The organism is Mesorhizobium quangtriensis (assembly GCF_040081925.1).
Taxonomy (GTDB): domain Bacteria; phylum Pseudomonadota; class Alphaproteobacteria; order Rhizobiales; family Rhizobiaceae; genus Mesorhizobium_K; species Mesorhizobium_K quangtriensis.
Genome location: NZ_JBEBMF010000001.1, coordinates 753,044 through 779,965 on the forward strand (window position 1 = coordinate 753,044; position 26,922 = coordinate 779,965).

The following is a 26,922-nucleotide window of genomic DNA, read 5'->3' on the forward strand; positions in this document are numbered from 1 at the left end:
GTCCGGGAAGGGCCGATGTCGGCTGAAAACTGATCGTAAAGTGGAGGAAAGTGAAATGACAAGATTGAGAACGTTGGGAATGCTGGCGGCTTCCGCCGTCGCGCTGGCCTTGACTGCCAATGCCGCCAAGGCAGTGGATTCGAAGATAGCATTCATCCCCAAGCTCACCGGCGTCGGCTTCTTCGAGTCGGGCGGCAAGGGCGCCGTGGAGATGGGCAAGGAACTCGGCATCGAGGTCAAGTACGACGGACCTTCCGAGGCATCCGTTTCCGGCCAGGTCGAATTCATCAACAACTTCGTCAACCAGGGCTACAATGGCATCGCCATCTCCTCGCTTTCGCCCGACGGTCTATGCGAGGCGCTGAAGCGCGCAATGGATCGTGGCGTGAAGGTCCTGACATGGGATAGCGACGTCAATCCGGAATGCCGCAGCTACTACATCAACCAGGGCACTTCAGAGCAGCTCGGCGCACTTCTTGTCCAGATGGCGGCCGACCAGATGGAAGATCCTTCTGCTCCGAAGAAGGTCGCCTTCCACTATTCGTCACCGACTGTGACCGACCAGAACCAGTGGGCCGAAGTGGCGAAGAAGATCATCGCCGAGAAATATCCGAGCTGGGAAGTGGTCGCGACCGAGTTCTCGAACCAGGATGCCCAGAAGGCCGTGCAGGTGCCGACGGCTCTGTTCCAGACCTATCCGGACCTCGACGCCGTCATCGCGCCCGACGCCAACGCGCTCCCCGGTACGGCGCAGGCAGCCGAAAACCTCGGCATGGGCGGCAAGGTCATCATCACCGGCTTCTCGACGCCGAACACGATGCGTCAGTATGTGAAGTCAGGCACGGTCGACCAGTTTGGCCTGTGGGACGTGGTCGTGCAGGGCAAGCTGTCTGTGTTCATGGCCAACGAGCTCGTGCAGGGCAAGACCTTCAAGGTCGGCGACAAGATCGAGGTGCCCGGTATCGGCACCGTCGAGGTCAGCCCTAACTCCGTGCAGGGCTACAGCTACGAGGCGGACAACAACGGCATCATCCTCTTGCCTGAGCGGACCGTCTTCAAGGCAGACAACATCGACAATTTCGACTTCTGATCGGAATTCGGGCTTGCCGCCGGCCGGTCGGTCAACGGCAAGCCCGAACCGAAAGACGAACTGATGGCCGTATTAAGCAGTCGCCAAGGCGCTATCTGCGTGAGCCCGTTCCTGCCACGTCCTTCGACCTTCTCCGATACGATCACCAGACCGAACCACTTCTGCGACGCGCCACTCATCACTCCGCGCACGCTGTGCTCTTTCCATGCTGTCGCTGTGAGGTAGTTGCTGGATCGTTGCGACGCGTCTGCGCAGCAGCACGGCGCTTGGCAGCGGTATCCCGAAATTTAAACCGCGCCGGCCTTATCGGAAAGAAATCCGCGCACCTGAGTATGGCTAGACCCGCCGAAACGCCTAGCACCAAATCCCAATCCGCTTAGCGCATCCTGCTAATGAGCGGCCCTGCTGGCATCTCAATGCTCCCTCATCGAGTATTGTTTATGCGTTAGCGGTTTGCACTCGCGGACTGGACGGATCTGTAAGAGCTTCTCTAGTACCAGCCCGGCTTGTAGCCCGTGCCCAGCATCCTGTCGTAGACATCCGTCCGCCGATCTCGCAAAACCTGATTAAAGTCGTTCCAGTTGCGCTTTCGGCGGGCGTCCGCGAGGTTCAACTCGGCAACGAGAACTTCTTCCTTGTCGTAGCTCCCAGGCCCGGCTGCTGGCCAGCCGGTATGACTGACGATCAGGCTCTGACCGATGAATGGCTGACCACGCTCGACCCCAACGCGGTCGGCCGCCACTATGAAAAGCGAGTTGCTGTGGGCGGCTGCCATGACCAGAATGTTCGCCATAGCCTCGCGCTGTTGGTCCTGACCGGGGATTGGCACCCAATTCGTCGGTACGCACATTAGTTCGGCACCCTGGAGCGCTGCCAGTCGAAAGCTTTCCGGAAACCAGCAGTCATAGCAAATCTGGCAGCCGATTTTGCCGACGGACGTATCGAAGACGGGAAAGCCGAGGTTGCCGGGTGTGAAATAAAGCGCTTCTTCACCCCAGAGGTGCACCTTACGATATCGTCCGACATAGCCCGATGGGCCTACTATGACGGCCGAGTTGTAAAAAACCTCGCCGTCGCGTTCGGTGATGCCTGCGACGATGTGAATGTCGAGGCGGCGCGCCGCCTCCATCCATGCCAAGGTTGACGGGCCGGCCGGGATCTCCTCCGCCAGGGCACGCAGTTCTTCACGGCTTTCGAACACATAGCCGGTGTTGCAGAGCTCCGGCAGAACCGCAAGCTTCGCGCCCTTTTCGGCCGCCACTTCGAGGAGGGCGATGGATCTGCCGACATTCTCGGCCGTCTTGCCGAAAGCCGGTTCCATCTGGATGCTGGCCACCTTGAGAGCGGCTTCCTTTACGCGTTTGGCCATACCTTGCCTACCCGTCTGGCTGGAACTCAGTCGCGGCCGATTGCCCAGAGCAGTTGCTGCTCGAACAGCTTCTTGTAGCCATCCCAGGCGATGAATTCCGATGGCAACCAATGCGGTCCGACATCCGATGTCCAGACAACCGTGCGACCCTTGCCATAGGTGCCCGACACGAGCAGCGGCAGTGACCGGTAGTCTGAAGAAACCGTAGCATGGACCTCAGCGCCATCCTTCAAGACGACTTCGTTGAAGCCGAGCAGCATCGGCCAATCCTTGCCCAATCCGGCAAGGATCGGGTGGTTAGGCGATCCGGTGATGACTGGAATGAAGCTTTCCGGAACCTCGACGCGATCGTCCACCGGCAGGCAGGTGACTGGCAGCACTTCCTCGACTGGCGTGTTGTGGTAGCGCGCACCACCATTGATACCTTGGAAACTGAAGTAGCCTCCGTACATCAGCAATGCCCCACCCTCGCGCACATAGTCACGCAGCAGGCGCAGGCGGTTGGGTGTCGGCTTGGACTTGATCCAGGTGTCGGGGTGAAGAAGCAGCGTGTTCGCGCCGATATCGGAAAGCACGATTGCATCATATTCCCGCATTGCCTCAAGTGACTGCGGGAATGCCGACTGCGCTTCATGCGAGGGCATGAAACGCACATCGAGCGGGCCATCCTTGAGTGCTGCGAGAAGCTCGTCGGCACCGGTGTGATAGGTAGAAGTCGAGAACTGGTCGAGGCCCTTTACGTGAGAGGATGCCGAAACCCAAGATTCCCCTGCGAGCAGGACTTTATAGCCGGACATGCCGTTCTCCGATTCACATGGACAGATCGTCAGGATAGTCAGACATCCAAGCAATATCCTTGAACTTCTGTCAAGTCACTTGAACATAATTCAGAACGTTGGCGGGGTGTTGACCCAAAAGATGCTGGCGCGGCCCGCGCCGATATTGCGATAGTGGTGCGGCAGGTCTGACTTGAATACGAAGGCGTCGCCCGGTCTCAACTGGAAGACTTGCACGCCTACCATCAGTTCCACCTCACCGCTGATCACGTAGCCGACCTCTTCCCCCACATGCTCGATCGGTCCCGCGCTTTGCCCACCCTCTTCTACATGGTGGATGTTGCATTGGAGCAGGTGGCCTGGGGAGTAGGGGATGACGCGCTCGAGCGAAATTCCCTCGCCACGGCGGAGCGGGTCGAGTAAGATGAGTGGACGGGTGCCGGCGCGGAACACAATGCCCTCCTCGCCGTCAGACTCCTCAAACATCCAGCCGATGTTTGTGCCCAGCACCTTCACCAACCTATGCAGCATGGGTAGCGACGGCGAGGCCTTGCCGTTCTCGATTTTCGACAGCAGGCTTTCCGAACAACTTGCCTCGTCCGCCAGCGCTTTCAGCGTCAGCCCCCTGGTCTGACGAGCGAACCGTAGGCGAGTACCAAGGCGGGCCGCGGTAGAAGGAAGTGCCAAGTCCTCGGCATCGTTCCGGTCGTTGCGCTTCATCAGATCCTCGTGTTTGGGTAGGCTTCCCTCTTGGTACGGGAGACCACACCGAACCCATATTCCCTCAATTGGGCCGGAATGCAATTCCAATCTGTTGACATCTATTCAAGCCTCTTGAATACTTAACTCGAAAAGCGAGTTTATGCTTCATGCCCGCCACTCCTCTGATCAATGGCATGCGACTCCTGGAAAGGCTGGACGCCTTCGCCGCCATCGGCGCGACGGCGGAAGGCGGCGTGAACAGGCAAGGCCTGACGGAGGGCGATAGGCGCGCATGTGCCCATCTCGAGGACATAGCCGTCGCACGCGGTTACTCGCCGCGGTCTCGCAGGACTCTGCTGCAATTCTGCGTGTTGAGCGCGGAGGTTCTTCTGCATTCGACCCTGCGCGGCATCTCAGAGATCATGGCTGGGGCAGGCTCCGTAGGAAAGATATCAATAATCGGCAACAACCAAGAAGGAATGGGAACATGAGCATGACATTGACACGCCGCGGTTTTGCCGCAGCCGCCATAGCCCTGGCGACGATGGCTGCCGCGCCACAGAATGCGGCCGCGCAAGACCTGACAAAGTTGACCTTTATCCAGGAATGGCCTGTTCCGGATGGCTTCTGGATTCCGTGGATTCTCGGATCAAAGAAGGGGTTCTATGCGGAGGAGGGTCTTGAGATCGAGATCGTCACACCCCCGACAGTCGCCGACACGATGAAGTTCCTCGGCACGGGACAGGCACAGGTCGCCTTCACCACCGTCATGGATGTCATCTTCGCCAAGGAACAGCAGGCGCCCGTGATCGCCATCGGTCGCTATGGCAGGAGCAACAACTGGGGCATCCTCAGCCCGGAAGGCAAGCCTCTGGCAATTGCCGATCTCAAAGGCAAGACGATCGGCATCTACAACGACGCCTGGACGCTCGCACAGCTCTCCATGATGCTGGCCGACGGCGGCATGACGATCGACGATGTAAAGACCGTCGCGGCCTCCGACGACACCGTCCCTCTGCTCCTGCAGAACCGTGTCGACGCCATCACCGGCATCACCAATGCCGAAGGTACCGGCATGCAGACGACCGGCGAGCAGAAAGCGGAATTCCTGCCCGCGACCGCGCATGGCGTGCCGAACACGCCGATATTCATGCTGGCCGCCAACGAAACCTGGCTCAAGGACAATCCTGAAAAGGCCAAGGCTTTCCTGCGCGCGACGCGAAAAAGCATCGAGTACGCAGTCGCCAATCCGCAAGAGGGCATAGATGCATTTTCCGAACTCTACGCAAAGGCATACGACGGCAAATTCATCGATCAGCAGTGGAAGGACACGATCCCGCTCTTCGGTGCCATGGATGCCAGCTTGATGGTCAACGACGCCGCCGACTGGACGGCACTTCTCGAAGCACTAAAGAAGTTCGAGGTGGTGAAGAACGTCGAGGCGCCTTCGGCCTACTACACGAACGACTACCTTGCCCAGTAATCGACCAGAGACATCGACATGACCGCCACCGCCCCTTCGCGTCGAGTCGTCCCGGCCTGGACTTATCGCCCCGGCCCCGACGTCTCGGATACGCCGCCGCCCGGACTTGTGGCGGCCCAGCAGATCGCGAAGGGTGCGGCGGCGGCAGGCCTTGCCGTTGCCGCTACCGGCGTCAGCGAGCAGGAGGTGGAGCTTGCCGTAAGCCGCTACCTGATCGCCGAAGGCATCGCGCATGTCTGGACGATCACCAATGTCGGGCTCGGCGAGAACACGCTCGTTTGCTTCCCCACTAATCCGCCCACGACGCTGAAGGCGGCCGAGCGCGACGTGCTGATGGTCGACGTTCACCCAATCACGGCCGACGGCTCCTGGGGTGACTGCACGCGCTGCACGGTAGTCGGAGAATGGCCGGAAGCGCGCAAGGCGCTTTTCGACCTGGAGGCGATCCACTACGAGACGCTGGCGAAATGCCGACCCGGCATGCCGGCCAACGAGCTCTTCGGCATCAGTCATGAGCGCCTCGTTGCCGAAGGCTACGTGCTGCTTGACCAACTGGGTAATATCGGCCATTCGCTTACTGCGGGCGCCGCCTATCTCCACCAGTTCATCGATGCCGGCAATGCAACTCCGATGTGGGGCGCCTGGGCGATCGAACCCTTCGCGGCGCGTGACGGCATCGCCGTCAAGGTTGAGGACCTCGTCTGGTTCGGCCGTGAAAGCTGCATCACGCTGTGATGAATCCCCAGCCCGCCCCAACCGAACTCCCTGCCAAGCTCACACTGAAGGCCGTATCCCGGATATTCGGCGAGGTAACGGCGCTGGCGCCCACCGATCTTTCGGTAGAGGCCGGGGAATTCATCTCCGTCGTTGGCCCTTCCGGTTGCGGCAAAAGTACGATGTTCAACATCATCGCCGGCGTGCTCGCGCCCAGTAACGGCAAGGTGCTGATCGATGGCAAGGATGTGACCAATAGTTCCGGTCACGTCGGCTACATGCTGCAGAAGGACCTGCTCCTGCCATGGCGAACCGTGCTCGACAATATCGTACTCGGTGCGATCCTAACCGGCGGAGCCTCCCGCGCCGAGCGCGAGGAGGGCGTGGCACTGGCGCGGCGCTATGGGCTCGGCGACTTCATCAACCACTATCCGGCGGCGCTGTCCGGCGGCATGCGCCAGCGCGTGGCGCTGATGCGAACGCTCGCCATGCACCACGACGTGATGCTCCTGGACGAGCCATTCGGCGCACTCGACAGCCAGACGCGGCTTGCCATGCAGCAGTGGCTGCTCAGCGTATGGGAAAAGGAAAAGCGCACCATCGTCTTCGTCACTCACGATATCGACGAGGCTGTCTTCCTCGCCGACCGCGTGGTGGTGATGACACCCCGCCCGGGCCGTATCCACGAGATCATTGACGTGCCCATCAAAAGGCCACGCCCTGTCTCCAGCCTTACGGACCCGGAATTCGTACGGCTGAAGCAGCGAATCCTCGCCACAATCTACCAGGACCCGCGGGCCGCGAACGATGAGGCAGCGCACGATGAGTGACACGTCGGCAAACGAAAGCGCGCTCCTGAAGATCATCTATCCCATTGCCGCGCTCATTCTGGTCGTGGTCGCCTGGGCCTTCCTCGTCTGGTTCTACGAAGTGCCGCGTTACGTCATGCCATCGCCTTTCGATGTGGCGAACCATATCGCGGATGATTGGCAAACGCTGGTAAACGGTTTTGGCGTGACATTCGTCGAATTCCTGCTCGGTTTCACGCTTGGCGCCGGGACCGGCTTCGTATTCGCGGTGCTGATGGACATGTCGCGCACCGTCCGCGGCGTCCTCTATCCGATCCTGATCCTGAGCCAGGCGATTCCGATCATAGCGATCTCGGCGGCGCTCACGATATGGCTCGGCTTCGGACTGGCGCCGAAGCTCGTCATCGTTGCACTCGTCGTTTTCTTCCCGGTAGTCGTCAACGTGCTCGACGGGCTGGCCTCAGTTGACAAGGATGTACTCAATCTCGTGCGCTCCATGGGCGCCTCGAAGTTCAGCACCTTCCGTCATGTGAAGCTGCCGGCAACCTACTCGCCCTTGTTTTCCGCCCTGAAGTTGTCCGCTACGTTCAGTGTCACCGGCGCGGTAATCGCCGAATGGACGGCCTCCACCAGCGGCGGGATCGGTGCATATCTGCTCCAGGCAAATTCTCGCCTGAACACGGCCGGTACCTTTTCTGCAATCGCTTTCCTCGCCGCTCTCGGAATCGTCGCCTTCCTGCTGGTGGTGGCGGTGGAATACGTCCTCACACCGTGGAAGAGCGTTAACAAGGCGCGTAGATGGTCGAGGTCATATTGGAAAGTAAACTAGTACCGGATCATGCTGCTCGCCACTTCTGTCGAGAATGAAGACGCTCGAGCAGCTTGGCATACCACTCCTCACCCGTGAGTTCAGGGCCTCCACCGGCAATCAGCGAGGGCGAGAACACGAGATTTCGGTGATGGCGGTGAAGTTGGGTGTTGATCTGCTCAGCAAAACGCTTCAGCCATATGGATGTGCCGCTGTCCAGCAAGGCTTCGTGGAAGGCATCGTGCCTCTGCTCCCAGCGGGCGAGCTCCGCCTCCGGCATGTTCAGGCGCAGCGGTTTGGTCTGTTTCAGCGCGTAGTGCGCCGCTACGATGCGCTGTTCCCACGCATCGTCGCCTACCTCTATCGATTCACGCAACAGGTCGCTTTCCGCGGTAGGCGCCGGAGATGCCGGCGTTCTGTCGCCCTTTCCCGTCGGCAGGCAGGCGGCTTAGCGTTCCTGCAGGCCGCCCGGGGTGACGCAATGCCTGCAATATTTCGTACTATTCAGACGCGCGCCGATCCCGGACACCAACACAACCCTCCCCGGAATTGGTCCGGAAGACCGGCTAAGCAACCCCGCATTTGGTGTAGCGCAAAATCTCATGGGCGTGCTTGAGAATGGGCATATCGACCATCCTGCCGTCCACGGTCAGAACACCGGTGCTCGAGCCAGCATTTGCGATGACCCGTTCTGCCCAGGTAATCTCTTCGGCACTTGGCCGGAACGCCAGACGCGTTGGTTCGATCTGCTTCGGATGGATCAGTAGCTTTCCTCCGAAACCCATTGAGCGGCTGTGCCTTGCATCGTCTTCAACCAGCTGAAGATCGTTGAAGTCCTGTGTTACTCCGTCGATCGGCCGCGCAATGCCTGCGCCTCGCGAGGCGAGAACAAGGCTCGAGCGGGTGTAGGCAAGCGCCAGACGGTCTTGGCCGATCCCGATGTCTGCCGCGAAATCCAGGTTGCCGAATGCCAACCTGTTCGAGGCATATGCGATTTCGTTGGCGTTGAGGACGCCCCTGGCAGTTTCTACGAGCGCAATGATTGGTTTGCTGCTTGCCTGATGGACTTGCGAGCACGTCGAGGCGGATTCAGCCTTGGGAAGCATGACGGCAACAACGGGAAGATTGGCGGCGGTGGCAACGTCTTCCGCATGCCATTCCGTGTCCGCTCCATTTACGCGAAGAACGATAGGCTTCAACGCAGCAGCCTGGTCGAGCATCCCCCACAGCCCATCGCGTGCCTGCTCCTTCTGGTCGATCGCGACCGCGTCTTCAAGATCCAGGATGATGGCGTCAGCAGTCGTGGAGACGGCCTTATCCAGCCGATCGAGCCTGTTTGCCGGTAGAAACAGGAAGAAGGATAGCTCGTCCAGTTGCATCGCGGCTTGATCCTAAGCTGACGGGTTTGTTGAGGAGCGTGCCAACTGTCGTTCCGACCTAGTCAACCAGCGGATGCAATTCCGGTACGGGTCCATAAGAGCGTTCCTCGTTCACGAAGACCGGTGCAGGGGCCGGCAAGGAGACAGCACCGTTGGGCGTTTCGACCGTGATCCGCCTGAGATGCGGATGCTTGGAAAGCGCCTCCATGTCGCTGACTCGGGCGAGGGCGATGTCGGCCGCAAGCAGGGCATCGATGGCAGCACGGCTGTCGAACCGGGAGAAACCTTCCGCGACCAAGGCATCGGTTTCCGAGCGATTCGCCACGCGCGCAACATTGGTTGCAAAGCGCGGGTCGGTGGCCAGTTCGGGCTTGCGCAGGAAGTCACGGCAGAGTTTTGCCCACTCCCTGTCGCTCTGCACCGATATCAGGATGGGTTCTCCGTCGCTGGCAGCAAAGACGCCATAGGGCGCGATGGACGGATGCGCCATGCCGACACGTGTCGGCGGCGTGCCGCCCTCATGATTGAGCAGTGGCGCGGTGAGCCAGTCTGCCATGACGTCGAACATTGCGACCGATATATTGGCGCTCTTGCCGGTTGTGGACCGGCGTATCAGGGCTTCGAGGATGGCGGAATATGCGGTTGCGCCAGTCGCGATATCGACGATGGAAATCCCGACCCGCGACGGCTCGCTAGGGCCGCCTGTGATCGAACAAAGCCCTGACTCCGCCTGCACGAGAAGGTCGTAAGCCTTTCGGTCGGCAAGAGGCCCACTATCGCCGTAGCCGGTGATCGAGCAGATGATCAGCCTGGGATGGTCGCGCGCGAGCCGTTCGGTATCGAATCCGAGCTTGGCCAGCGCGCCGCGCTTGAGGTTCTGCAGCAGCACATCTGCGTCGCCCAAAAGTCCTTCGAGCCTTGCTTTGCCTTCGGGAGTCGACAGATCGAGCGTGACGGATGTCTTGCCGCGGTTCAGCCAGACGAAATAGCTCGACTGGCCCGCCGCTGCCTTGTCGTAGCCGCGAGCGAAGTCACCTTCGGGACGTTCGATCTTGATGACCTCGGCACCGGCGTCGGCAAGCCGGGAAGAGCAGAAGGGTGCGGCCACGGCCTGCTCGATCGCGACCACTTTCAATCCGGCAAGCGGAAGATCTGCGACGGCCATCAGAACGACCTCGGCAATTCGAGCACATGCTCGGCGATGAAGCTGAGGATCAGGTTCGTGGAAATCGGCGCGACCTGATAGAGGCGCGTCTCCCGGAACTTGCGCTCGACGTCGTATTCGGCCGCGAAACCGAAGCCGCCATGAAATTGCAGGCAGGCATTGGCCGCCTCCCACGAGGCCTTGGCGGCGAGGTACTTCGCCATATTGGCCTCGGCTCCGCAGGGCAGCTTTTCGTCGAAAAGCCTGCAGGCCTTGAACCGCATCAGGTTTGCCGCCTCTACCTCGATATATGATTCCGCGATCGGAAATTGCACGCCCTGGTTTTGTCCGATCGGGCGACCGAAGACGTTGCGCTCGCGGACATATTTCGTCACCCGGTCGATGAACCAGTAACCGTCGCCGATGCATTCAGCCGCTATCAAGGTGCGTTCGGCGTTGAGACCGGTCAGGATGTATTTGAAACCCTGGCCCTCCTCGCCAATCAGGTTTTCGGCGGGGATCTCCAGATTGTCGAAAAACAGCTCGTTCGTCTCGTGATTGACCATGTTCGGGATAGGCTGGACGGTCATGCCGCTTTTGACGGCTTCCTTGATATCGACGAGAAAGATCGAGAGCCCTTCTGATTTCTTCTTCACCTCGGCAAGCGGCGTCGTCCTCGCGAGGAGGATCATCAGGTCCGAATGCTGCACCCGGCTGATCCAGACCTTCTGTCCGTTGATCACATAGCGATCTCCCTTACGAACAGCGGTCGTCTTGATCTTCGTCGTGTCGGTTCCCGTCGTTGGTTCGGTCACGCCCATCGACTGCAGGCGCAACTCGCCAGAAGCGATTTTCGGCAGATACTTCTGACGCTGCTCCTCGGATCCGTGCCGGACCAGCGTGTTCATATTGTACATCTGGCCGTGGCAGGCTCCGGAGTTGCCGCCGGAACGATTGATCTCTTCCATGATGATGGAGGCTTCAGTCAGTCCCAGCCCCGACCCGCCATATTCTTCCGGGATAAGTGCGGCCATCCAGCCCGCCTTGGTGAGTGCATCGACGAATTCTTCTGGATAGCCGCGCGCCGCGTCAATTTTCCTGTGATACTCGTCCGGGAATTCCGAGCATAGCGCGCGCACGCCGTCGCGGATAGTCTGATACTGGTCGGTCGTCTCCTGCGACATTTCCCGCTCCTGATGACTTTTCTTATAGTCCCGCAGGGCGGGAGATTTTCGTGCGGAATATGGCGCGGGGCGCGAACCGGTTGCAAATAGCCGATTTGCCTACCTCCCATAGAACACAGATATACCCCGCGTGAGTCCTCGAATACGCAGGTCGCTCGTCGAACCCGCCGCAGGGCCACGCATATCCGTGCTATATGGGGGGTATAATCGTTTTCTCTTTCTCCGCCCCGGTTGAGGTGGAATATATGTTTCGGGAACGAGCGGCCTCCGTTCGTTACCAATGGGAGGAACCAACCATGAAGTCATTCATGCTACGGCTGTCGACGCTTTGTTGCGCGGCCCTTGTGGCAACCGTGGTCCATGCCGGCGTTGATGAACTGCCGCAGCATATCCAGGACAAGCTCTACAACAAGGACCTGATCGACCCCAATCAGCCGATTGGCGACAGCGCATACCGTGATTTTGTCGCGAAGAATCCGCCGCCATGGAAGATCGGCTATGCGTCGTCCTATGCCGGCAACACCTGGCGCGCCGGCGTCATGGATCGTCTGCAGAACGAGCTCATCCCGAAGTGGAAAGAGCTCGGCCTGATCAGCGAAGTCGTGATCACGCAGTCCAACCTGAACGACGCCACGCAGATTCAGCAGATCCGCCAGCTCGTGGATCAGGGCGTCGACGCGGTTATCGTCTGCTGCTCGAATCCGACGGCGCTGAACGCATCAGTCGAATACGCTTACAACAAGGGTGTTCCGGTGTTCTCCGGTATCGGCTACCTGACCAGCCCTTACTCGGTGAATTCCTCCGCCAACTTCGTCGTCGGTGGTCGCATGATGGGCGACTGGATGGCGAAGGAGATCGGCGGCAAGGGTCGCGTTCTCAATGTCGAGGGCATCCCCGGCGCTTCCGCATCCGATAGCCAGAACCTCGGCATCGAATCAGCCATGAAGGAATATCCGGATATCAAGGTCGAGGGTCCGATCGCCGGCATGTGGACCGATCAGGTCGCGCAGGCGGAAGTGCAGCGCTGGCTGGCGACCAATCCGGGCCAGCTCGACGGAATCCTGATCCAGTCTGCATCCGAGCTTGGCGGCCTGCGTGCGCTGCTGCAGTCCGGCAGGCCGATGGTCCCGATCACGATCGGCTCGGAAGAAGGTGCACTCTGCTATTGGCGCCACAATCCCGACTATGTGTCGGGCGCCATCCACGCATGGCCTCCGGGCGATGACTTCGAGATGATCTGGAACATCATGATGCGGACGCTTCAGGGCCAGGGTCCGAAGATCCAGTCGATCCTGACCACTCCGGTGACGATGAACCGCGAAGAGATGATGGCCGCCATTCCGGAGGATTGCTCCGAGCAGTCCAGCGGCTGGTACCATCCGGGCATCGAGAAGTGGGCTGGCAAGGAGTTCCTGGACAACTTCTTCCTGCGTCCGGCCGATCCGGAAAAGTACGATCCCAAGTCGCACCCGGCTGCGAAGTGAAATTGAGGAAGGCGTGTCCGCCTGTGGCGGCGCGCCTTCCTCATTCGTGCCGCCGGCGTTAGGTTTGACTCCGGCAGGCCTTTTCCCACGATAGGATCGTATCCGTGTCTGCAGTCGCCGCAGAATTGGTCGATGTCAGGAAGACCTTCGGTCCGACGGTGGCTTTGGATCGGGTGAGCCTGCGCGCCTATGAAGGCGAGGTTCACGCGATCATCGGCGGCAACGGCTCGGGCAAGTCGACCTTGGCCAAGGTTATCTCCGGCGTCCTGGTGCCCGATCGCGGACAGGTCTCGATATTCGGCAAGAGCGCGACCACGCCTTCCGAGTCGAGGGCGCTCGGGATCGCCAACGTCTATCAGGAAGTCCTGGTGGCCGACGAATGCTCGGTCATGGACAATCTTTTTCTCGGCGCCGATGGACTGTTCGGCGCGGCGGAATCACATGAAGTCCGCTACGAGCGTGCGCGCAAGGTCATGAGCGACCTGCTCGGTTTCGACCTGGATCCCGATACGATCGTCGGCGAGCTTCCGCTGTCGATCAAGCAGTGGATCACAATCGCGCGTGGCATGCTGACGAACCCGCGCGTTTTGATTCTTGATGAAAGCTCGGCTGCGCTTGATTTTGAATCGACCGAGCGCCTGTTCGCCAAGATGCGCGAGATGAAGAAAGACGGCTGCGCCATCTTCATCGTGACGCATCGGATCGCGGAGCTCGTCCGGATCGCCGATCGCGCGACCGTGTTGCGCGACGGCGTTTCCGTCGGCACGCTCGACAAGGAAGACATCACTGAAGAAAACATCCTGCGCCTGATCGCCGGGCCCGAACGGGAACTGGCGCACTCGTCCAGCAAGCCGGTCGAGAAGCAGTCCGATCGCCCGATCCTGAGGCTGACCGATGCTCGCGTCTGGCCGGAGACCGCGCGTTTCGATTTCAACCTCTATCCCGGCGAAGTGGTCGGCGTGACTGGCCTCGACGGGCAGGGGCAGGCCGACTTCGTGCGTGCGCTGGCTGGCGTCCAGGGCCTTCTGGACGGGAAAATCCACCTTGTCAGAGACAAGAAGGCCGAACCGATCACGAGCCTCACTACCGCGCGCGAGAACGGCATCGCCTATGTCTCGGGAGACCGGAAGAAGGAAGGCATCTTCCCGAACCTTTCGATCTTCGAAAACATGGTGATGCCGATCTATCCGGATTATTCGATCGGCGGCTTCCTGAACTTCATAGACCGACGCAAGCTCGATCCGATCTTCGTTCACGAGACCGGAAAGCTCGCAACCAAGATGGGTCATTCCGGTAACCTCATTACCTCGCTGTCAGGCGGCAACCAGCAGAAGGTTTTGATCGCGCGTTCCTTTGCGGAGCGTCCGGGCGTCCTGGTCCTCAATGATCCCGCGCGCGGGATCGACATCGGCGCGAAGCTCGATCTTTACCGCAACCTTCGTGAGTTCTCGGCGCGTGGTAACGCCGTGGTGTTTCTCTCCTCGGAGATCGAGGAGTTCATGGATCTGTGCAATCGGGTTCTCGTCTTCAGAGGCGGCGTCATCTCGTCGACCTTCGAGCCGCCTTTCGATGGCCACGTCATCCTAAACGCGACGTTCGGGCGAAAGCCGGACGCACGCCTTCCCGGCGAGGCCCGAGAAGAGCATCATGAAAAAGGCAGCCGGCGTATCGTTATCGACGAGGGCCGTCCGGTCGCTCGTACCGTACGGCTGCGCCCTGCCATCAACCGGAGGATATCCATGAACCAATCGGGCTTTCTCTTGATAGCGCCCGATATCGCGCAAGGCGGCATGATCCCCGAGCGCTTCGTGGAACGGAACCGGCGTTCGCCAGCGCTCGAATGGGAGAGCGTTCCCGAGGGTACGCAGAGCTTCGCGCTCGCCATTACCGACCCCGACGTGCCGGCCGAGTTCAACTTTCCACGCAGCTTCGCACACTGGCTGGTCTACAACATCCCGGCAGACGCGCGCGGCCTTGCCGAGGGCGCATCGATGACGGCGGCCATGCCCTCGGGCTCACAGGAGCTGAACTCGGATTTCGTAACGTTCAGGATTCCCGGGTTCGGTCGGGGCTACGGCGGCCCATGGCCACCGGATCGCGCCCATCGATACGTCTTCACGCTCTACGCCCTGAAGACGCGTTCGCTCGACCTTGCTCCGGATGCGGATTTGTCCGCGTTCGCGACCGCGGTTCTGCCGGTGACGATCGACCAGACAAGTTTCACAGCAATTTACGGTCCGGCCAAGGCGGCGTTGCCGGCTGCCTGAAAGACAGGAGAAGAAGATGAGCAAATATGGCAGCAGAAAATCCATCGATCTGGAATGGATCGAGCGGTGGGCACGCCGGGTCAATGAAGACCGCGTCATGCCCAAGCTTGGCCGTTTCTTCAATGCAAGGTTCGTGCTCGGTGTCGATGACGTCGACTATCTCCTGCACATGCGCGAGGGCAAGGTCGCCAAGATCTCGGAAGGTCTCGAGCCGTCGGATTTCGGCTATGAATTCGCCCTGCGGGCCCCGTCGTCCGCATGGTCGAAATTCAGCCAGAAGACGCCACCGCCCATGTTCAACGACATCTGGGCCATGGCGCATCCTCTACACAAGCAGCTTCGGATCGAAGGCAACCAGCTGACCTTCTGGCAGAACATGCGGGCCATGCACTGGATGCTGTCCCTGATGCGCGAAGTTTAAGGAGAGCGAGCGATGAACAAACACGATCAGATCGTGGGCCGCTACGTCTATGTCACCTGTCAGGGCAAGACCTACCGGACCTACTATGAAGAAGCCGGTGAGGGCATTCCCCTGGTGTGCCTCCACACCGCAGGCGCGGATGGCCGCGAATACCGCCACCAGCTCAATGACCCCGACATCAGCGCGAACTTTCGCGTCATAGCGTTCGACCTGCCGCGCCATGGCAAGTCCCTTCCGCCGGCTGGCTGGCACCTCGAGGAGGAGGAGTACAAGCTCACGACGAACTTCTATTCGGAGTTCATTCTCGAGTTCTGCCGTGCGCTGGAATTGGACAAGCCCGTCGTCATGGGCCAGTCGATGGGCGGCAACATCTGCCTCGATCTCGCGCTCCGTTACGAGAACGAATACTCGGCGCTGATCTCGCTCGAAGGCTGCGACCACTCTCCAGGCTGGCACATCGATCCCCTGCATCATCCCCATATCCATGGCGGCGAGGCAGTTGCCACGTCGGTATTTGGTCTTATGGCGCCTGACAGCCCGGACGAGTACCGCTGGGAGACCTGGTGGTATTATGCGCAGGGCGGCCCCGGCATCTTCAAGGGCGACCTCTACTTCTACTCGGTCGATTCCGATTTCCGCGACAAGGTTCACAAGATCTCGGGCAAGGTTCCGGTCTACTTCCTCACCGGCGAGTACGATTTCGCCTGCACGCCGGAAATGACCCAGCGCACCGCCGAGAAGGTGAAGAACTCCGAATGCGTCATCTTCGGCGGCGGACATTTCCCGACGTCGGAAGATCCGGAAAAGTTCAAGGAAGTGATCATGCCGATCCTGCGCAAGATTATCCAGAACGATCCGAAGCGCCGGGGCGGAAACGCACGCGACTGGTCGTCACGCCGACAGGACGGCGCAGCATCGGGCAGCCGTGGCGAACGGTCGTCGGATCGCCGCGTCATCGATCTCTAACATTGTGAATGCTTCCCGCTCCTGGCCGTAGAAAGGCCCGGGGCGGGAAACAAAACGAAATAGAGTATGGCAAAGTCCTCTTCGTCATCGAACGCGTACCTTCTGGTTCCGATCGCCCTGATTGCGGTGTTGCTTTCGACAGCCGTGATCCGTGGGCCGAGCCTGGTAACGCCGGCTGGTATCGGCAGCGCGATCATCGTGGCCGCGCCGCTGATCATGGCGACCTATGCCCTGATGGTGCTGGCTGTCGCCGGACGGGGTACGGTAGACCTTGCCGTGGGGCCGCTCCTGGCCTTCATCAACGTGGTCGTCGTCAAGCTCAGCACGGCCGGATATCTCGCCAGCCCCATAGCGACCTTCATCGTCGCCATCGGCCTGGGCATGGCGTATCAATTGCTCTTCGCGCTGATCATCATCTTCGTCAGGGTGCAGCCGATCATCGTCGCGCTCTCCGGCTTCCTGGCGCTCACCGGCATCAACCTCGTGATCCTGCCGCGCCCCGGCGGCTCAGCCCCCGAATTCATGATGAGCTGGGGCAGCGGTACCAGCATCTTCTCGCCGGTCCTGCTGATCATCGTGCTGGCGACTGCGGGCTGGTACCTGTTCACCACGACCACCTTCTATTCCAACCTAAAGATGATGGGTTACGACGAACGCGCGGCGTGGACGTCGGGCGTGAAGACAGACATCGTGCGCATCGGCGCTCATCTGATCGCCGGTATCTACGTTGCGCTCGGCGCGCTCTGCTATACGGCGCTGATCTCGTCGGGTGATCCGACGCAGGGCCAGAACATGACCCTGACGGCTGTGACCGCGCTGGTTCTTGGCGGTGTTGCCCTGTCCGGAGGCCGTGGGGGCGCCACGGGCGCGCTCATGGGCGCGGTCAGCCTGTGGCTTATCGGCTACGTTCTGGCGACCTTCAATTTCGGCGCCATCCAGGCCTTCATGACGCAGATGGTCTACGGGATCATTCTCGTCCTGTCGCTTCTGCTGACGCTGCTTGTCCCGGTCATCTCGCGTTACGTGAGCTTCATATCGCCTTGGAGCGCGTTCCTCGTGCTCGGGCTGGTCGTGCTCGGCATCATGATGCATGTCGCAACGAGCGGGACCTATGGCGGCGCCGAGCACCAGCTTGTGACTGGCACGCTGACTGATCGTTACTTCCTGATCACTCCGGCTCGTTTCGGTGGCGGTGGCGCTGGACAATTCGTCAACTCCGTCCAGGGCATAGCCCTTCTCGTCGGACTGGCCGCAATCGTCTTTGTCGCAACCGCCAGGCTGATCAACGCCGACGCGGGCGCGCGGAGGATGAGCCTGTTCCTCTACGTCGTCGTTGCCGTGTTGATCGTCGCGCTGTTCGCGGCCGCAATCATCCAGCCAGAATTCCACCTGTTCGGGAGGGGCGCATGAGCGAGACCCCCGTCGAACGCGCCCGCTTCGCGCTGCTGCCGATCCCAAGGTCGATTGGGCTCGTCTGGCTCAACATCGTGCTGTCGCTCATCGTGGCGGCGATCGGGCTGGGCGTCGGCTTCTGGCAGGGCAGGCTTGCCGCGCAGGAGGTCATCCTTTTCACCGTCCTGCTCGCAGCCGTGCTCTTCATCCTCCTGAACTACATCGCGGTCGTGTTCGAGGCACGCGATGCGGCAGGGTCTCAGGACGAAGCGGAAGCGGAGAGCGGGCGCGTCAGGAGCCTGTGGCAGAACAACCGCGTCATGATCATCGCCATGGTCGGGCTGCTGATTCTCTATTTGCTGATCACGGCGGGCGTGCCTGAGTTCCGTTCGATCAAGAACCTGATCGCCTTCCTGATCCTTGAACTCACCCTCGTCTTCGCGTTCAAGATTTCCGGATATTTCGCGGCGGGCCGCAGCGCTTTCATCGGCCTCATCGTGCTGTTCGCGCTTATCGTGATCTCGGCCTTCTCGATCGAAGGTTTCCTCTCCGCATCCAACATCAGGGCTATCCTGCTTTTCGCGGCATTTCTTGGAATCGCATCGATCGGCCAGACAATGGTGGCACTGTTGGGCGGGCTGGACCTCTCGATCCCCTTCGTCATTGGTTCGTCCAACATCGCGCTCCTGTTCCTGATTACGGTCGGTGTCCCATCCTATGTCGCCTTCGGCTTCATTTTGGTCTTGGGGGGCATCATCGGACTGCTGAACGGCATCATGAGCTTCCGCCTGCAAGGCCAGGCACTCATCGTGACGCTGGGCACGGGCTTCGCCGTTGCGGGCTTCACCCAGATCATGACGTCCATCGGCTCGCAATATGCCGGCAACGTGTTCGGCACGGTGCCGCCATGGCTGGCCAACCTCGCCGCCATGAACGGCCGTTTCTTCGGTCTGCCATTCCCGCCGACCATCATCATCTGGGTGGTTCTCGCAATCATCCTGATCGTTGGGCTCAGGATCACGTCTTGGGGCCGCAATCTCTACGCGCTCGGCGGCAATCGCCGTTCGGCTAGCCTCATCGGCGTCAGCGAGTTCAAGTACTGGGTCGCCTGCTACGTCCTGTCAGGCGTATTCGCAGCGCTTACGGGTTCGCTGCTGCTGGGCTGGTCAGGCGGAGCGTTCATCGGCGTGGGCGATCCGTACCTGTTCACCACGCTGGCCGCCGTCGTCATCGGCGGAACGTCCCTGCTGGGGGGAAATGGCGGTTATGGCTTCACCGTCATTGGCGTCCTCGTGCTGCAGGTGCTGACGTCCTTCCTGCTTGGCATTGGCCTTCAGTACGAGTGGCAGCAGTTCATCTTCGGCTTGCTGATCCTTCCCATGGTCGCCCTGTACGGCCGTTCGCCGCACATCCGGTCTACTGTCTAAGGAAATGTGATGTTCACCACCCTCTATACGTCCAAGGATGTCGTATCGACCTCGCTGACCGGGCTGGCGCTGATGAGCCTCGCCGCCGCAGTCCTCTGCTTCGTTGGCCTGAGCTGGTCAAACGAACGCTGGCGGGTGCCGACGGCGCTGGTCGGCGCGGCGTGCCTCGTCACATCGATCTACTATGCCGGCGCGACTGGCTACTGGCTGAGCTCCGGCGCGGCGAGTGCCGGCGTTCGCTTCTCTGCCTGGTACACAGTGCATCCGCTCCAGATCGCGGCGGTTTACTTCTATGCACGGACCCAAGGCCCGGTTCCGGTCGGCGTCTTTTGGCGTCTGGTCGGCGCTTCGCTGCTGATGGTCTTCGGACGGTGGCTCGGCGACGCCGGCTTTTTTAACCCGACGCTGGGCGTGCTGATCTCGATCGGCTTCTGGCTCTACATCCTTGGCGAGATGTATTTCGGCGCCATGCCTGAAGCGGTGCGCAAGTCTTCGAGGCCGGTCCGCTTCGGATATTTCTGGATCAGGCTTCTCTTCACGCTGGGTTGGGCCGTCTACCCTATCCTGCATTTCGTCGATGTCGTCATCGGTGTCGGACAGGCGCCGTCGATCATCGTGCTCTACAGCGTTTTTGATATCGTGAATCTCATCATCCCGTCGCTGATCGTCCTGGCTGTCGCCGGCCAGGACCGGTACTGATAGTCCCCGGCGCTAAGGAAGGAACCAAATCATGACCGGTGCCGACATCATCGCCATCATCATACTTTTGACGATCCTGATCGCAGTGGGCGTCTACCTGCTGCACTGGCTCTACCGCCACTCGTCCAAGGACCAGAGCTTCGTGCGTACCGGCTCGGGCGGCGAGCGCGTCGTCATGGGCGGCGGCGCGCTGGTGATCCCGATCATCCACGACATCACCGTCGTCAACATGAACGCCACGCCGATCGAGGTCCGTCGCCAGGGTGAGCAGTCGTTGATCACCAAAAACAAGATGCGGGTGGACATCACGACCGAATTCTTCGTGCGTGTGATCGCGACCAACGAAGGGGTCTCGACCGCGGCGCGTACGCTCGGCGCGCGCACCCAGGATCCCATCGCCCTCAAGGAGGTGATTCAGGGTCGTCTGGTCGATGCGATGGCTTCGGTTACCGCAACCATGACCATGAACGAGATCCACGAGAACCGCGCATCCTTCATCAGGCAGGTGTCCGAACTCGTGAAGGGCGTCCTGGCCATGAACGGCCTCGAACTGGAGACGGCGGCCCTGACCTCGCTGAACCAGTCCGATATCTCCGTCTTCGACCCGTCCAACCATTTCGACGCTGAAGGTCTGACGCTGATCGTCAAGGAGACGGAAGAGCGCCGCAAGCTGCGCAACCAGATCGAGAACGAGACCAAGGTGCAGATCAAGCTGCGCGACTTCGAAGCCGAGCAGCGAGTGATCGAAATCGATCGCGACCTCGAATATGTCCGCATCGAGCAGGCGCGCGATATCGAGACCAAGAAGGCTCAGCAGGCGGCCGCCATCGAGGCCGAGCGCGCATCCTCGCAGATCGCCATCACCCAGTCGCGCACCAAGGCCGAGGAAGAGTCCGAGCGCGTCATGATCGCCAAGGGCCGTGCGATCGACGAGGAGAGAATCCGCGCCGAGAACGACGTCAAGGCGCTCGAGATCGAACGTCAGCGCGATACCGAGCTGACCGAGATCACCTCCAAGACGCGCATCGAGAACGAGCGCATCCAGGCGCGCCAGCAGGTCGAGGCAGAGCGCATCCAGCGCGAGCACGAAATCCGTGAAGCGCAGATCGCTTCGCGCCAGCAGATCGCCCTGCACGAAACGAAAGCCGACGGAGAGGTCGAAAGCGCGCGGCTTGCGACGCAGCAGGATGTCGAGACGGCGCGCATCCAGACTGGCAAGCTGGTCGAACTTGCCAGCGTCGAGCGCGAGAAGGAAATCAAGGTTTCCAGCGAGAAGGCGAAGGCCGAAACCGAGCGCGCGGCTCTGACCAAGAAGCTGGCTGTCGAAAACGAGCGTCTGAAGACCGAAGAGGAAATCCGCTCACGCGAGATCAACCGCCAGCACAAGATCAAGCTGGCCGAGACCGCAAGCTTCCGCGAGGTCGAGGACGCACGCGTCGTCGCCGAACGCGAGATCGAGGAGTTGCGGATCGCTGCGCGCAAATACATCGAGCGCTTCGAGATCGAGCAGGCGATGGAAATCGAGATCGCCGACAAGGAACGTCTCATCGCAGTGGTCAACAAGGCGATCGACGAAGCCGTGGTTCGGACGAACGAGGCAGAGGCGCAGCGCAAGCTTGCCCTGACGCAGGAGAAGATCGAGACTTCGCGCGCCGAGGAGAAAGCCAATCGCTCCAAGACCGTCGAGATCATCGATGCGACGGCGCGCGCGGAGCGCGAGGCGATCCGCGTGGTCAAGCAGTCGGAAGCCGAAAAGACGGCAAGCGAGCTTCGCGCCGAAGCAGAGATCGCCGAGGCAAAGGCAGCCGAGTTCCGCTACGAGGTCGATTCCGGCGGCAACCGCAAGCTCAACGAAGCCGAGAACGTGCGCAGCGAGGAAAGCCGCCGGAGCGCGATCCTCGAGGGCGTGGTCACACGGCTGCCAGAGATCATCCGCGAGCAGGTCAAGCCGATGGAAAACATCGACTCCATCAAGATCCTGCAGGTCGATGGCCTGCCTGGTCTCAACAGCCCGTCGGAGAGCGGCTCCGGTGGTGGTGGCGGGAACATCTCCGACCAGGTGGTGAATTCCGCCATGAAGTATCGCACGCAGGTGGCATTCGTGGATGGTCTCATGGAGGAGATCGGACTGCCGCTGAAGAACCTCGGCGCCGCGGGCGGGATGCAGTTCAAGAACTTTCCGCCCAAGCCCGACGACAAGGACAGCGACGACTGAGCGGCAAGCACGCGGCGAACCTGAATGAAACCCTATGACCGACTCGATCGGCATGCGCTGGTCATGGCGATCTGGACGCCATCGGCCTTCGTCGCGGCGACGTTGCTCCACAGGGGGCTGTCGTCCGGCGGGGCCTGGTGGATATTCTCGGGGTTTGCCGTCATCATCGCAGCCTTCGTCGCCCATATCATTGCCAACGCGGTCCTCGGGAAGGGCTTCACGACGGGCGAGAGGGCTCTCGGGATCGTGGCTTTCGCCGCATCGGTTCTCGCCTTGTTGCTGGCGGTTCTCGTCGGCCCGCCGGGCCTCGGCGCACGCATCTTCCTACCTGTCGGACTCGGCCTGATATCGCTTGTAGTCGCCGTGGTCGCCTATCTGGTGATCGCATTCGGCGCACGAGGAGCCTTCGAGCAGTTCGACGTGGTCCGTGACAACAACCTGCGGCCGGCGTCGCGGCTTCCGCATCGCGGGGGTCGCAGATGACGCCGCTGCTGCTCTCCATCCTTACCTTGCTGGCGCTTTACGGCGTCTATATCGCGGCGGTCACCGCTCGTCAGGAAGCGCGTCCGGCCGACTTCCTCGACGGCGCGCAGGCATTGCCGGGATGGGCAGCGATGTTCCTCTTGCCCGCCCTTGTCGCGACCGGGCTCGGACTGCAAACGCAACTCGCGATGGTCACCCGGTTCGGCTTGCAGGCCTCGCATCTGGCGGTGGGTTTCGTCCTCGCCGCAATGGCAGCGCTGCTGCTGTGGAATCGCATGTGGTACGTCGCGCGCGTCGCGGGTCTGTCGACTCCCGGCGAGGCGCTTGGCCAGTTCTACGGATCCGTTACGCTGCGGATTGTGATGCTTGGACTGGCCGTCCTGTTTGCACTGCCGTTCTCGGCGAACCTCCTCTCATCCGCTGCACACCTGCTCGAGGGAGCTACGGATGGCCTGCTGCCGCGCGCGGCCGGCGTCTGGTTGCTGGCGATCTCGCTCGCCATTCCTGCAATCATCGGCGGTTGGCGCGCAACGATCATGACGCTCGCCATGCAGGCGGTGCTGCTGGCACTTCTTTTTCCGGGCTCGACCATCCTCGCCGAGATGCTGGCATCCGCGCCCGGCTTTCCGGCCGCGCCAATCCCCGTGCAGGACGGCGTTCTCTGGGACCGCCTTCCCGGCGTCATCCAGTACAGCGCAGGTATCGGCAAGGAGATGCCGGCAACAGGCATCTTCACGACGGTTGCCCTGTCGTCGTCGGTGATAGCCCTTCTTGGCATAGTCTTCAGCCCGGCCACCCTCTACCTTGGGCAGACGGCAAGCCCGGGTCGCGCGGTTGGCCTATCGACGGTATGGCTTGCCGCCGGATTGCTTACCGGCATCTTCGTGCTTGGTGCCCCTCTACTCGCGACACGCATGGCCGACGGTCCCATCGCGTTGGCCATACAGTTCTACGCCTTCGAGCCGCTGACAGGCGTCGGCCTCATCGTCATGCTGCTTGTCGGCGCCTTGCTTACAGTCAGCTTCTTCGTCACGGGCGGTGCGATCCTCGTCACGCGCGAACTGGTGATACGCTACCTGTTCCCGGATCTGTCCGAGCAGGAGCAGCGGTTTTCGGCGCGTGTAGCCATAGGTTTCGCCTTCTTCCTCCTCGCCTTCATGGCGAGCTTCCTGCCGTTGGTTTCGGCGGTACTGGGAAGCGTTGCCCTGCCGTTCGCCGTACAACTTCTGCCGGCCTTTCTGGGCCTGACTTTCCTGCGCTGGATCAGCCGTGGCGCGGTCATCGCCGGAATGACGCTCGGCATGCTGATCGTCTTCTTCACCGAGCCGCCGGGCCTGATCCTCTTCGAGGGACTGTTCGTCAATTTGCCATGGGGCCGCTGGCCTCTGACCATCCATTCCGCTGCCTGGGGACTGGCGATCAACCTCGCTGTCGTGCTGCTCGCCTCCGCCGCGACGCTTCGTGCGCCCGACAGTCTACAGCGCAACCGCCTGCACGATGCGCTATTCCAGGCGACGGGCGTGGCGGTCGGCGGTCGTGGCTTGTTCTGGGCGCTGATGCTGCTGTGGAGCTTCCTCGCCTACGGGCCGGGCGCCGTGCTGGGCAACACCTTCTTCAGCCATCCGATCTTCACCTCTGGCGAGGCCACGCTCGGCATTCCCTCGCTTTGGGTCTGGCAAATCCTCTTCTGGCTTCTCGGTGTCGTGCTCGTCTGGTGGATGGCGTTTCGCGTCGGCTTCGGGCGTACCAGCGAGGATGCGATCCGGACGATCGAACTCGAGCACGGCAAGCGGGTTCGGCCGGATTGGCTTGCGGCGGGCCTGGACAGAATCAACGGCCGTGCGCGCTGACCTTCACGACCATGACCACGCCTTGAACGGCGCGTTGTGACATACGGGAGTTTTCCATGTTGCTGATCGACCGTGTCATCGAACTGGCCCGACTGCCCTCCGACCGTCTCCCTGCCCGGGCGATGGGGCTCGCCCGTTTTTCGCTGCTCGACTGGATGGCGTGCGGTATCGCTGCAACCGACGAACCGGTGGCGGCAAAACTTCGCCTGCTGGCGGAGCAGGAAGCGGGCAACGGCGTGTCTTCGGTCTTTGGCGATGGCGGAGTTCCTGCGCGCATGGCGGCGCTCGTCAACGGAGCAACCAGCCATGCGCTGGACTACGACGATACGCATTTCGCCCATATCGGGCATCTGTCTGTCGCTATCTATCCGGCAGCACTCGCAGTGGCCGAGGAGATCGACGCCTCCGCGGATGCCATGGTCGAAGCATTTCTGGTCGGCGCGGAAGCTGCGATCAGGATTGGAATCGTTCTGGGCAGGGCGCACTACAATCAAGGCTTTCACCAGACGGCTACCGCTGGCGCCTTTGGCGCGACCGTCGCGGCCGCGCGGCTTTATGGCCTGAACCGCGAGCAGTTGCGAAATGCGATCGGACTATGCTCGACCCGGGCGTCCGGGCTCAAATCGCAATTCGGCACCATGGGAAAGCCCTACAATGCAGGCATCGCCGCTTCGAATGGTGTCGAGTGCGCCAAGCTCGCGTCACTCGGCATGACGTCTTCCGATGACGGCCTTGAGGGGTTACAGGGTTTCATACCGACACACTCGCCTGCCGCAGAGCCGGCAAGCGACGGCTCCATCGACAACTTCATTTTCGACGACAACAAATACAAACTTCATGCCTGCTGCCACGGGACGCATGCGATGATCGAGGCGCTCCTCGGCGCGGACGCCCTGAAGGGGCGGGGCCTCGACGACATTGCCGCGCTCGTGCTGCGCACCAATCCACGCTGGCTGAGCGTCTGCGATATCAAGCGGCCGCGCACAGGCCTTGAGGTGAAGTTCAGCTATAACTGGCTGGCTGGCATGACGATCCGGGGCGATCGTACGGGCGACGACCGGATTTACCGCGACAGTCTTGTCGACGACCGTGCGCTTTCGGCATTCGCCAACAAGGTCGAGGTGATCGGAGACGATGCGCTGACCGACATGCAGGCGCGGGGCGTCCTGACGCTGAAGGATGGTGCGAAAATAGAGCTGCATCACGATCTGGACGCAGAGCTGCCGCAGCATGTGCTTGCCGGCAAGCTGCGCACGAAGGCGGAAGCGCTCATCGGAGCGCGTGGAACTGGACTTTGGCAGGCGTTCGCCGATCTGGCGGGCAAAAGCGCCCGCGCGGTAGGCAGCGCGCTGCGCAAATAACAGGTCCCGTCGCCGCGTCCCGGTCCGAGTCCTCCGCAGCCTGCCGGGCCTAGAGCAACGTCAGTTTTGCCGTCATGGAAACCACGCCGTCAGAACGCTGGATTTCCCCATGCCTCTGCTCGCCCGGAACGCCGGTCACGATCCGGATAGGGGAAGTCGTGAAGACGGGTGCCTGTGCGCGGAAAGTGAAACGCTGGGACACCAGCTTTTCGCCGCGCATCGCCTCGCACAGCTTCGTCGCCATCAACGGCCCGTGGACAACGAGATCCGGGTAGCCTTCGACGTTCCGGCAGAACTCACGATCCCAATGGATCCGGTGTCCGTTGTAAGTGATCGCCGAGTAGAACCACAATTCGCTGTCGGCGTGGACGAAGTAGCCCTCCGGAATGGCGTCTTCCTTCTGCCTCAGCGGCTTCTCTGGACCGCCCCGATCGCGATAGACGATCGTTTGCTTCTCGGAAATGCTGGGCGCGCCGTCCTGTTCGATCTCATGCGAGACGGTGACAAAACACATCTGGCCGGAATTGCCGTCTTTGAACTCCACGGCAGTGACGGTTGAACGCCGACGTGCCGGAACGCCAATGCGCAGCGGCTGGAAGATCGAGACATCCCCAGCCGCCCACATGCGGCGATGAAAAGGTGCGGCCGGCAGGAAAATTCCTGTCCGTTCATGCATGTCCGCGCCGACATCACGCGCAGGAATGCCCTTGTTGAAATAGGCCCAGTGATATGTGGGTGGCAGGTGCTCGCTGGGCAATTCGTGGCCAAGAAGGACCGCGAGCTTGTCAGCAGCTTCCGGGGCGAGCGTATCCTCGATTTCCCGGCAGTTGCCGACAAACGCCTCGCATCCGGCACGCACGTCGGCAGAGATGTCCATCTTCGCTTGATCCGACATGATG

General features: G+C 61.1%; 26 protein-coding genes. 17 read left to right on the plus strand and 9 right to left on the minus strand.

Annotated elements, in window-relative coordinates:
• Positions 1-55: 55 nt before the first annotated feature.
• On the plus strand, positions 56-1,090 hold the full coding sequence (gene lsrB, locus ABMA32_RS03850) for an autoinducer 2 ABC transporter substrate-binding protein LsrB (protein ID WP_349012397.1): 1,035 nt from the start codon (positions 56-58) through the stop codon (positions 1,088-1,090).
• Here lsrB and ABMA32_RS24290 read toward each other — a convergent pair.
• The 4 genes from ABMA32_RS24290 to ABMA32_RS03865 form a co-directional block, all read right to left on the minus strand.
• Entirely contained in the window at positions 1,006-1,377 is a 372-nt protein-coding gene (locus ABMA32_RS24290) for a DUF3489 domain-containing protein (RefSeq protein ID WP_425475493.1), read from the minus strand. The two genes, lsrB and ABMA32_RS24290, sit on opposite strands and share 85 nt — an antisense overlap.
• A gap of 203 nt (positions 1,378-1,580) precedes the next feature.
• Positions 1,581-2,459 carry a nitrilase family protein gene (locus ABMA32_RS03855; RefSeq protein ID WP_349012398.1) on the minus strand — a complete coding sequence of 293 codons (879 nt, stop codon included), beginning with the start codon at positions 2,457-2,459 and terminating at the stop codon, positions 1,581-1,583.
• A gap of 26 nt (positions 2,460-2,485) precedes the next feature.
• The gene (locus ABMA32_RS03860; protein ID WP_349012399.1) at positions 2,486-3,256 is read right to left on the minus strand and encodes a glutamine amidotransferase; all 771 of its coding nucleotides are present in this window, start codon (positions 3,254-3,256) and stop codon (positions 2,486-2,488) included.
• Between the two features lie 90 nt (positions 3,257-3,346).
• Complete coding sequence (locus tag ABMA32_RS03865; RefSeq protein WP_349012400.1) at positions 3,347-3,955, minus strand: cupin domain-containing protein; 609 nt, start codon at positions 3,953-3,955, stop codon at positions 3,347-3,349.
• A gap of 149 nt (positions 3,956-4,104) precedes the next feature.
• Between ABMA32_RS03865 and ABMA32_RS03870 the strand changes: the two genes are divergently transcribed.
• From ABMA32_RS03870 to ABMA32_RS03890, 5 genes are read left to right on the plus strand one after another with little or no spacing between them, the layout of a single operon-like run.
• Positions 4,105-4,428 carry a hypothetical protein gene (locus tag ABMA32_RS03870; protein WP_349012401.1) on the plus strand — a complete coding sequence of 108 codons (324 nt, stop codon included), beginning with the start codon at positions 4,105-4,107 and terminating at the stop codon, positions 4,426-4,428.
• On the plus strand, positions 4,425-5,420 hold the full coding sequence (locus tag ABMA32_RS03875) for an ABC transporter substrate-binding protein (RefSeq protein WP_349012402.1): 996 nt from the start codon (positions 4,425-4,427) through the stop codon (positions 5,418-5,420). The genes ABMA32_RS03870 and ABMA32_RS03875 overlap by 4 nt, the downstream gene beginning before the upstream one ends.
• 18 nt (positions 5,421-5,438) lie before the next feature.
• Positions 5,439-6,155, plus strand: coding sequence for a M24 family metallopeptidase (locus tag ABMA32_RS03880; protein ID WP_349012403.1), 717 nt, complete (start codon positions 5,439-5,441; stop codon positions 6,153-6,155).
• Positions 6,155-6,964, plus strand: coding sequence for an ABC transporter ATP-binding protein (locus ABMA32_RS03885; protein WP_349012404.1), 810 nt, complete (start codon positions 6,155-6,157; stop codon positions 6,962-6,964). The genes ABMA32_RS03880 and ABMA32_RS03885 overlap by 1 nt, the downstream gene beginning before the upstream one ends.
• On the plus strand, positions 6,957-7,772 hold the full coding sequence (locus ABMA32_RS03890; protein ID WP_349012405.1) for an ABC transporter permease: 816 nt from the start codon (positions 6,957-6,959) through the stop codon (positions 7,770-7,772). Before ABMA32_RS03885 ends, ABMA32_RS03890 begins: the two co-directional genes overlap by 8 nt.
• Before the next feature lie 7 nt (positions 7,773-7,779).
• Here the strand turns inward: ABMA32_RS03890 and ABMA32_RS03895 are convergent, their stop codons facing one another.
• From ABMA32_RS03895 to ABMA32_RS03910, 4 genes are all read right to left on the minus strand, one after another.
• Positions 7,780-8,127, minus strand: coding sequence for an FCD domain-containing protein (locus tag ABMA32_RS03895; RefSeq protein ID WP_349012406.1), 348 nt, complete (start codon positions 8,125-8,127; stop codon positions 7,780-7,782).
• A gap of 190 nt (positions 8,128-8,317) precedes the next feature.
• Positions 8,318-9,130 (minus strand): HpcH/HpaI aldolase/citrate lyase family protein, encoded by an 813-nt coding sequence (locus tag ABMA32_RS03900; RefSeq protein ID WP_349012407.1) that lies wholly within the window; start codon positions 9,128-9,130, stop codon positions 8,318-8,320.
• Between the two features lie 58 nt (positions 9,131-9,188).
• Positions 9,189-10,295 (minus strand): CaiB/BaiF CoA transferase family protein, encoded by a 1,107-nt coding sequence (locus tag ABMA32_RS03905; protein WP_349012408.1) that lies wholly within the window; start codon positions 10,293-10,295, stop codon positions 9,189-9,191.
• Complete coding sequence (locus ABMA32_RS03910) at positions 10,295-11,458, minus strand: acyl-CoA dehydrogenase family protein (RefSeq protein ID WP_349012409.1); 1,164 nt, start codon at positions 11,456-11,458, stop codon at positions 10,295-10,297. Before ABMA32_RS03910 ends, ABMA32_RS03905 begins: the two co-directional genes overlap by 1 nt.
• A gap of 296 nt (positions 11,459-11,754) precedes the next feature.
• Between ABMA32_RS03910 and ABMA32_RS03915 the strand changes: the two genes are divergently transcribed.
• The 11 genes from ABMA32_RS03915 (at position 11,755) to ABMA32_RS03965 (ending at position 26,023) form a co-directional block, all read left to right on the plus strand.
• Entirely contained in the window at positions 11,755-12,942 is a 1,188-nt protein-coding gene (locus ABMA32_RS03915; protein ID WP_349012410.1) for an ABC transporter substrate-binding protein, read from the plus strand.
• A 104-nt stretch (positions 12,943-13,046) separates the two neighbouring features.
• A complete protein-coding gene (locus ABMA32_RS03920; protein WP_349012411.1) occupies positions 13,047-15,209 on the plus strand; it encodes a YbhB/YbcL family Raf kinase inhibitor-like protein in 2,163 nt (720 codons plus the stop codon).
• A gap of 16 nt (positions 15,210-15,225) precedes the next feature.
• Positions 15,226-15,630: a hypothetical protein gene (locus ABMA32_RS03925; protein ID WP_292773971.1), complete on the plus strand. Its 405-nt coding sequence runs from the start codon at positions 15,226-15,228 to the stop codon at positions 15,628-15,630.
• Positions 15,631-15,642: 12 nt separating this feature from the next.
• Positions 15,643-16,596 (plus strand): alpha/beta fold hydrolase, encoded by a 954-nt coding sequence (locus ABMA32_RS03930; RefSeq protein WP_349012412.1) that lies wholly within the window; start codon positions 15,643-15,645, stop codon positions 16,594-16,596.
• A 66-nt stretch (positions 16,597-16,662) separates the two neighbouring features.
• Positions 16,663-18,006 (plus strand): ABC transporter permease, encoded by a 1,344-nt coding sequence (locus ABMA32_RS03935; RefSeq protein WP_349012413.1) that lies wholly within the window; start codon positions 16,663-16,665, stop codon positions 18,004-18,006.
• The gene (locus ABMA32_RS03940; RefSeq protein ID WP_349012414.1) at positions 18,003-19,415 is read left to right on the plus strand and encodes an ABC transporter permease; all 1,413 of its coding nucleotides are present in this window, start codon (positions 18,003-18,005) and stop codon (positions 19,413-19,415) included. Before ABMA32_RS03935 ends, ABMA32_RS03940 begins: the two co-directional genes overlap by 4 nt.
• A 9-nt stretch (positions 19,416-19,424) precedes the next feature.
• Positions 19,425-20,114 (plus strand): bacteriorhodopsin, encoded by a 690-nt coding sequence (locus ABMA32_RS03945; protein ID WP_349012415.1) that lies wholly within the window; start codon positions 19,425-19,427, stop codon positions 20,112-20,114.
• 31 nt (positions 20,115-20,145) lie between these two features.
• Positions 20,146-22,329 (plus strand): flotillin domain-containing protein, encoded by a 2,184-nt coding sequence (locus ABMA32_RS03950; protein WP_349012416.1) that lies wholly within the window; start codon positions 20,146-20,148, stop codon positions 22,327-22,329.
• A 24-nt stretch (positions 22,330-22,353) separates the two neighbouring features.
• The gene (locus tag ABMA32_RS03955) at positions 22,354-22,812 is read left to right on the plus strand and encodes a hypothetical protein (protein WP_349012417.1); all 459 of its coding nucleotides are present in this window, start codon (positions 22,354-22,356) and stop codon (positions 22,810-22,812) included.
• The gene (locus ABMA32_RS03960) at positions 22,809-24,662 is read left to right on the plus strand and encodes an SLC5/6 family protein (protein WP_349012418.1); all 1,854 of its coding nucleotides are present in this window, start codon (positions 22,809-22,811) and stop codon (positions 24,660-24,662) included. The genes ABMA32_RS03955 and ABMA32_RS03960 overlap by 4 nt, the downstream gene beginning before the upstream one ends.
• Positions 24,663-24,718: 56 nt before the next feature.
• Positions 24,719-26,023: an MmgE/PrpD family protein gene (locus ABMA32_RS03965; RefSeq protein ID WP_349012419.1), complete on the plus strand. Its 1,305-nt coding sequence runs from the start codon at positions 24,719-24,721 to the stop codon at positions 26,021-26,023.
• A gap of 49 nt (positions 26,024-26,072) precedes the next feature.
• Here ABMA32_RS03965 and ABMA32_RS03970 read toward each other — a convergent pair whose 3' ends face one another.
• Positions 26,073-26,918 carry an HTD2 family dehydratase gene (locus ABMA32_RS03970; RefSeq protein ID WP_349012420.1) on the minus strand — a complete coding sequence of 282 codons (846 nt, stop codon included), beginning with the start codon at positions 26,916-26,918 and terminating at the stop codon, positions 26,073-26,075.
• Between the last annotated feature and the right edge of the window lie 4 nt (positions 26,919-26,922).

Coding starts and splice junctions, on each gene's coding strand:
- ABMA32_RS03880 (WP_349012403.1), top strand. CDS start 5,439: ATGACCGCCACCGCCCCTTCGCGTCGAGTCGTCCCGGCCTGGACTTAT.
- ABMA32_RS03870 (WP_349012401.1), top strand. CDS start 4,105: ATGCCCGCCACTCCTCTGATCAATGGCATGCGACTCCTGGAAAGGCTG.
- ABMA32_RS03875 (WP_349012402.1), top strand. CDS start 4,425: ATGAGCATGACATTGACACGCCGCGGTTTTGCCGCAGCCGCCATAGCC.
- ABMA32_RS03900 (WP_349012407.1), bottom strand. CDS start 9,130: ATGCAACTGGACGAGCTATCCTTCTTCCTGTTTCTACCGGCAAACAGG.
- ABMA32_RS03855 (WP_349012398.1), bottom strand. CDS start 2,459: ATGGCCAAACGCGTAAAGGAAGCCGCTCTCAAGGTGGCCAGCATCCAG.
- ABMA32_RS03905 (WP_349012408.1), bottom strand. CDS start 10,295: ATGGCCGTCGCAGATCTTCCGCTTGCCGGATTGAAAGTGGTCGCGATC.
- ABMA32_RS03865 (WP_349012400.1), bottom strand. CDS start 3,955: ATGAAGCGCAACGACCGGAACGATGCCGAGGACTTGGCACTTCCTTCT.
- ABMA32_RS03910 (WP_349012409.1), bottom strand. CDS start 11,458: ATGTCGCAGGAGACGACCGACCAGTATCAGACTATCCGCGACGGCGTG.
- ABMA32_RS03915 (WP_349012410.1), top strand. CDS start 11,755: ATGAAGTCATTCATGCTACGGCTGTCGACGCTTTGTTGCGCGGCCCTT.
- ABMA32_RS03965 (WP_349012419.1), top strand. CDS start 24,719: ATGTTGCTGATCGACCGTGTCATCGAACTGGCCCGACTGCCCTCCGAC.
- ABMA32_RS03890 (WP_349012405.1), top strand. CDS start 6,957: ATGAGTGACACGTCGGCAAACGAAAGCGCGCTCCTGAAGATCATCTAT.
- ABMA32_RS03925 (WP_292773971.1), top strand. CDS start 15,226: ATGAGCAAATATGGCAGCAGAAAATCCATCGATCTGGAATGGATCGAG.
- ABMA32_RS03950 (WP_349012416.1), top strand. CDS start 20,146: ATGACCGGTGCCGACATCATCGCCATCATCATACTTTTGACGATCCTG.
- ABMA32_RS03860 (WP_349012399.1), bottom strand. CDS start 3,256: ATGTCCGGCTATAAAGTCCTGCTCGCAGGGGAATCTTGGGTTTCGGCA.
- ABMA32_RS03930 (WP_349012412.1), top strand. CDS start 15,643: ATGAACAAACACGATCAGATCGTGGGCCGCTACGTCTATGTCACCTGT.
- ABMA32_RS03940 (WP_349012414.1), top strand. CDS start 18,003: ATGAGCGAGACCCCCGTCGAACGCGCCCGCTTCGCGCTGCTGCCGATC.
- ABMA32_RS03970 (WP_349012420.1), bottom strand. CDS start 26,918: ATGTCGGATCAAGCGAAGATGGACATCTCTGCCGACGTGCGTGCCGGA.
- ABMA32_RS03960 (WP_349012418.1), top strand. CDS start 22,809: ATGACGCCGCTGCTGCTCTCCATCCTTACCTTGCTGGCGCTTTACGGC.
- ABMA32_RS03955 (WP_349012417.1), top strand. CDS start 22,354: ATGAAACCCTATGACCGACTCGATCGGCATGCGCTGGTCATGGCGATC.
- ABMA32_RS03935 (WP_349012413.1), top strand. CDS start 16,663: ATGGCAAAGTCCTCTTCGTCATCGAACGCGTACCTTCTGGTTCCGATC.
- lsrB (WP_349012397.1), top strand. CDS start 56: ATGACAAGATTGAGAACGTTGGGAATGCTGGCGGCTTCCGCCGTCGCG.
- ABMA32_RS03885 (WP_349012404.1), top strand. CDS start 6,155: ATGAATCCCCAGCCCGCCCCAACCGAACTCCCTGCCAAGCTCACACTG.
- ABMA32_RS03945 (WP_349012415.1), top strand. CDS start 19,425: ATGTTCACCACCCTCTATACGTCCAAGGATGTCGTATCGACCTCGCTG.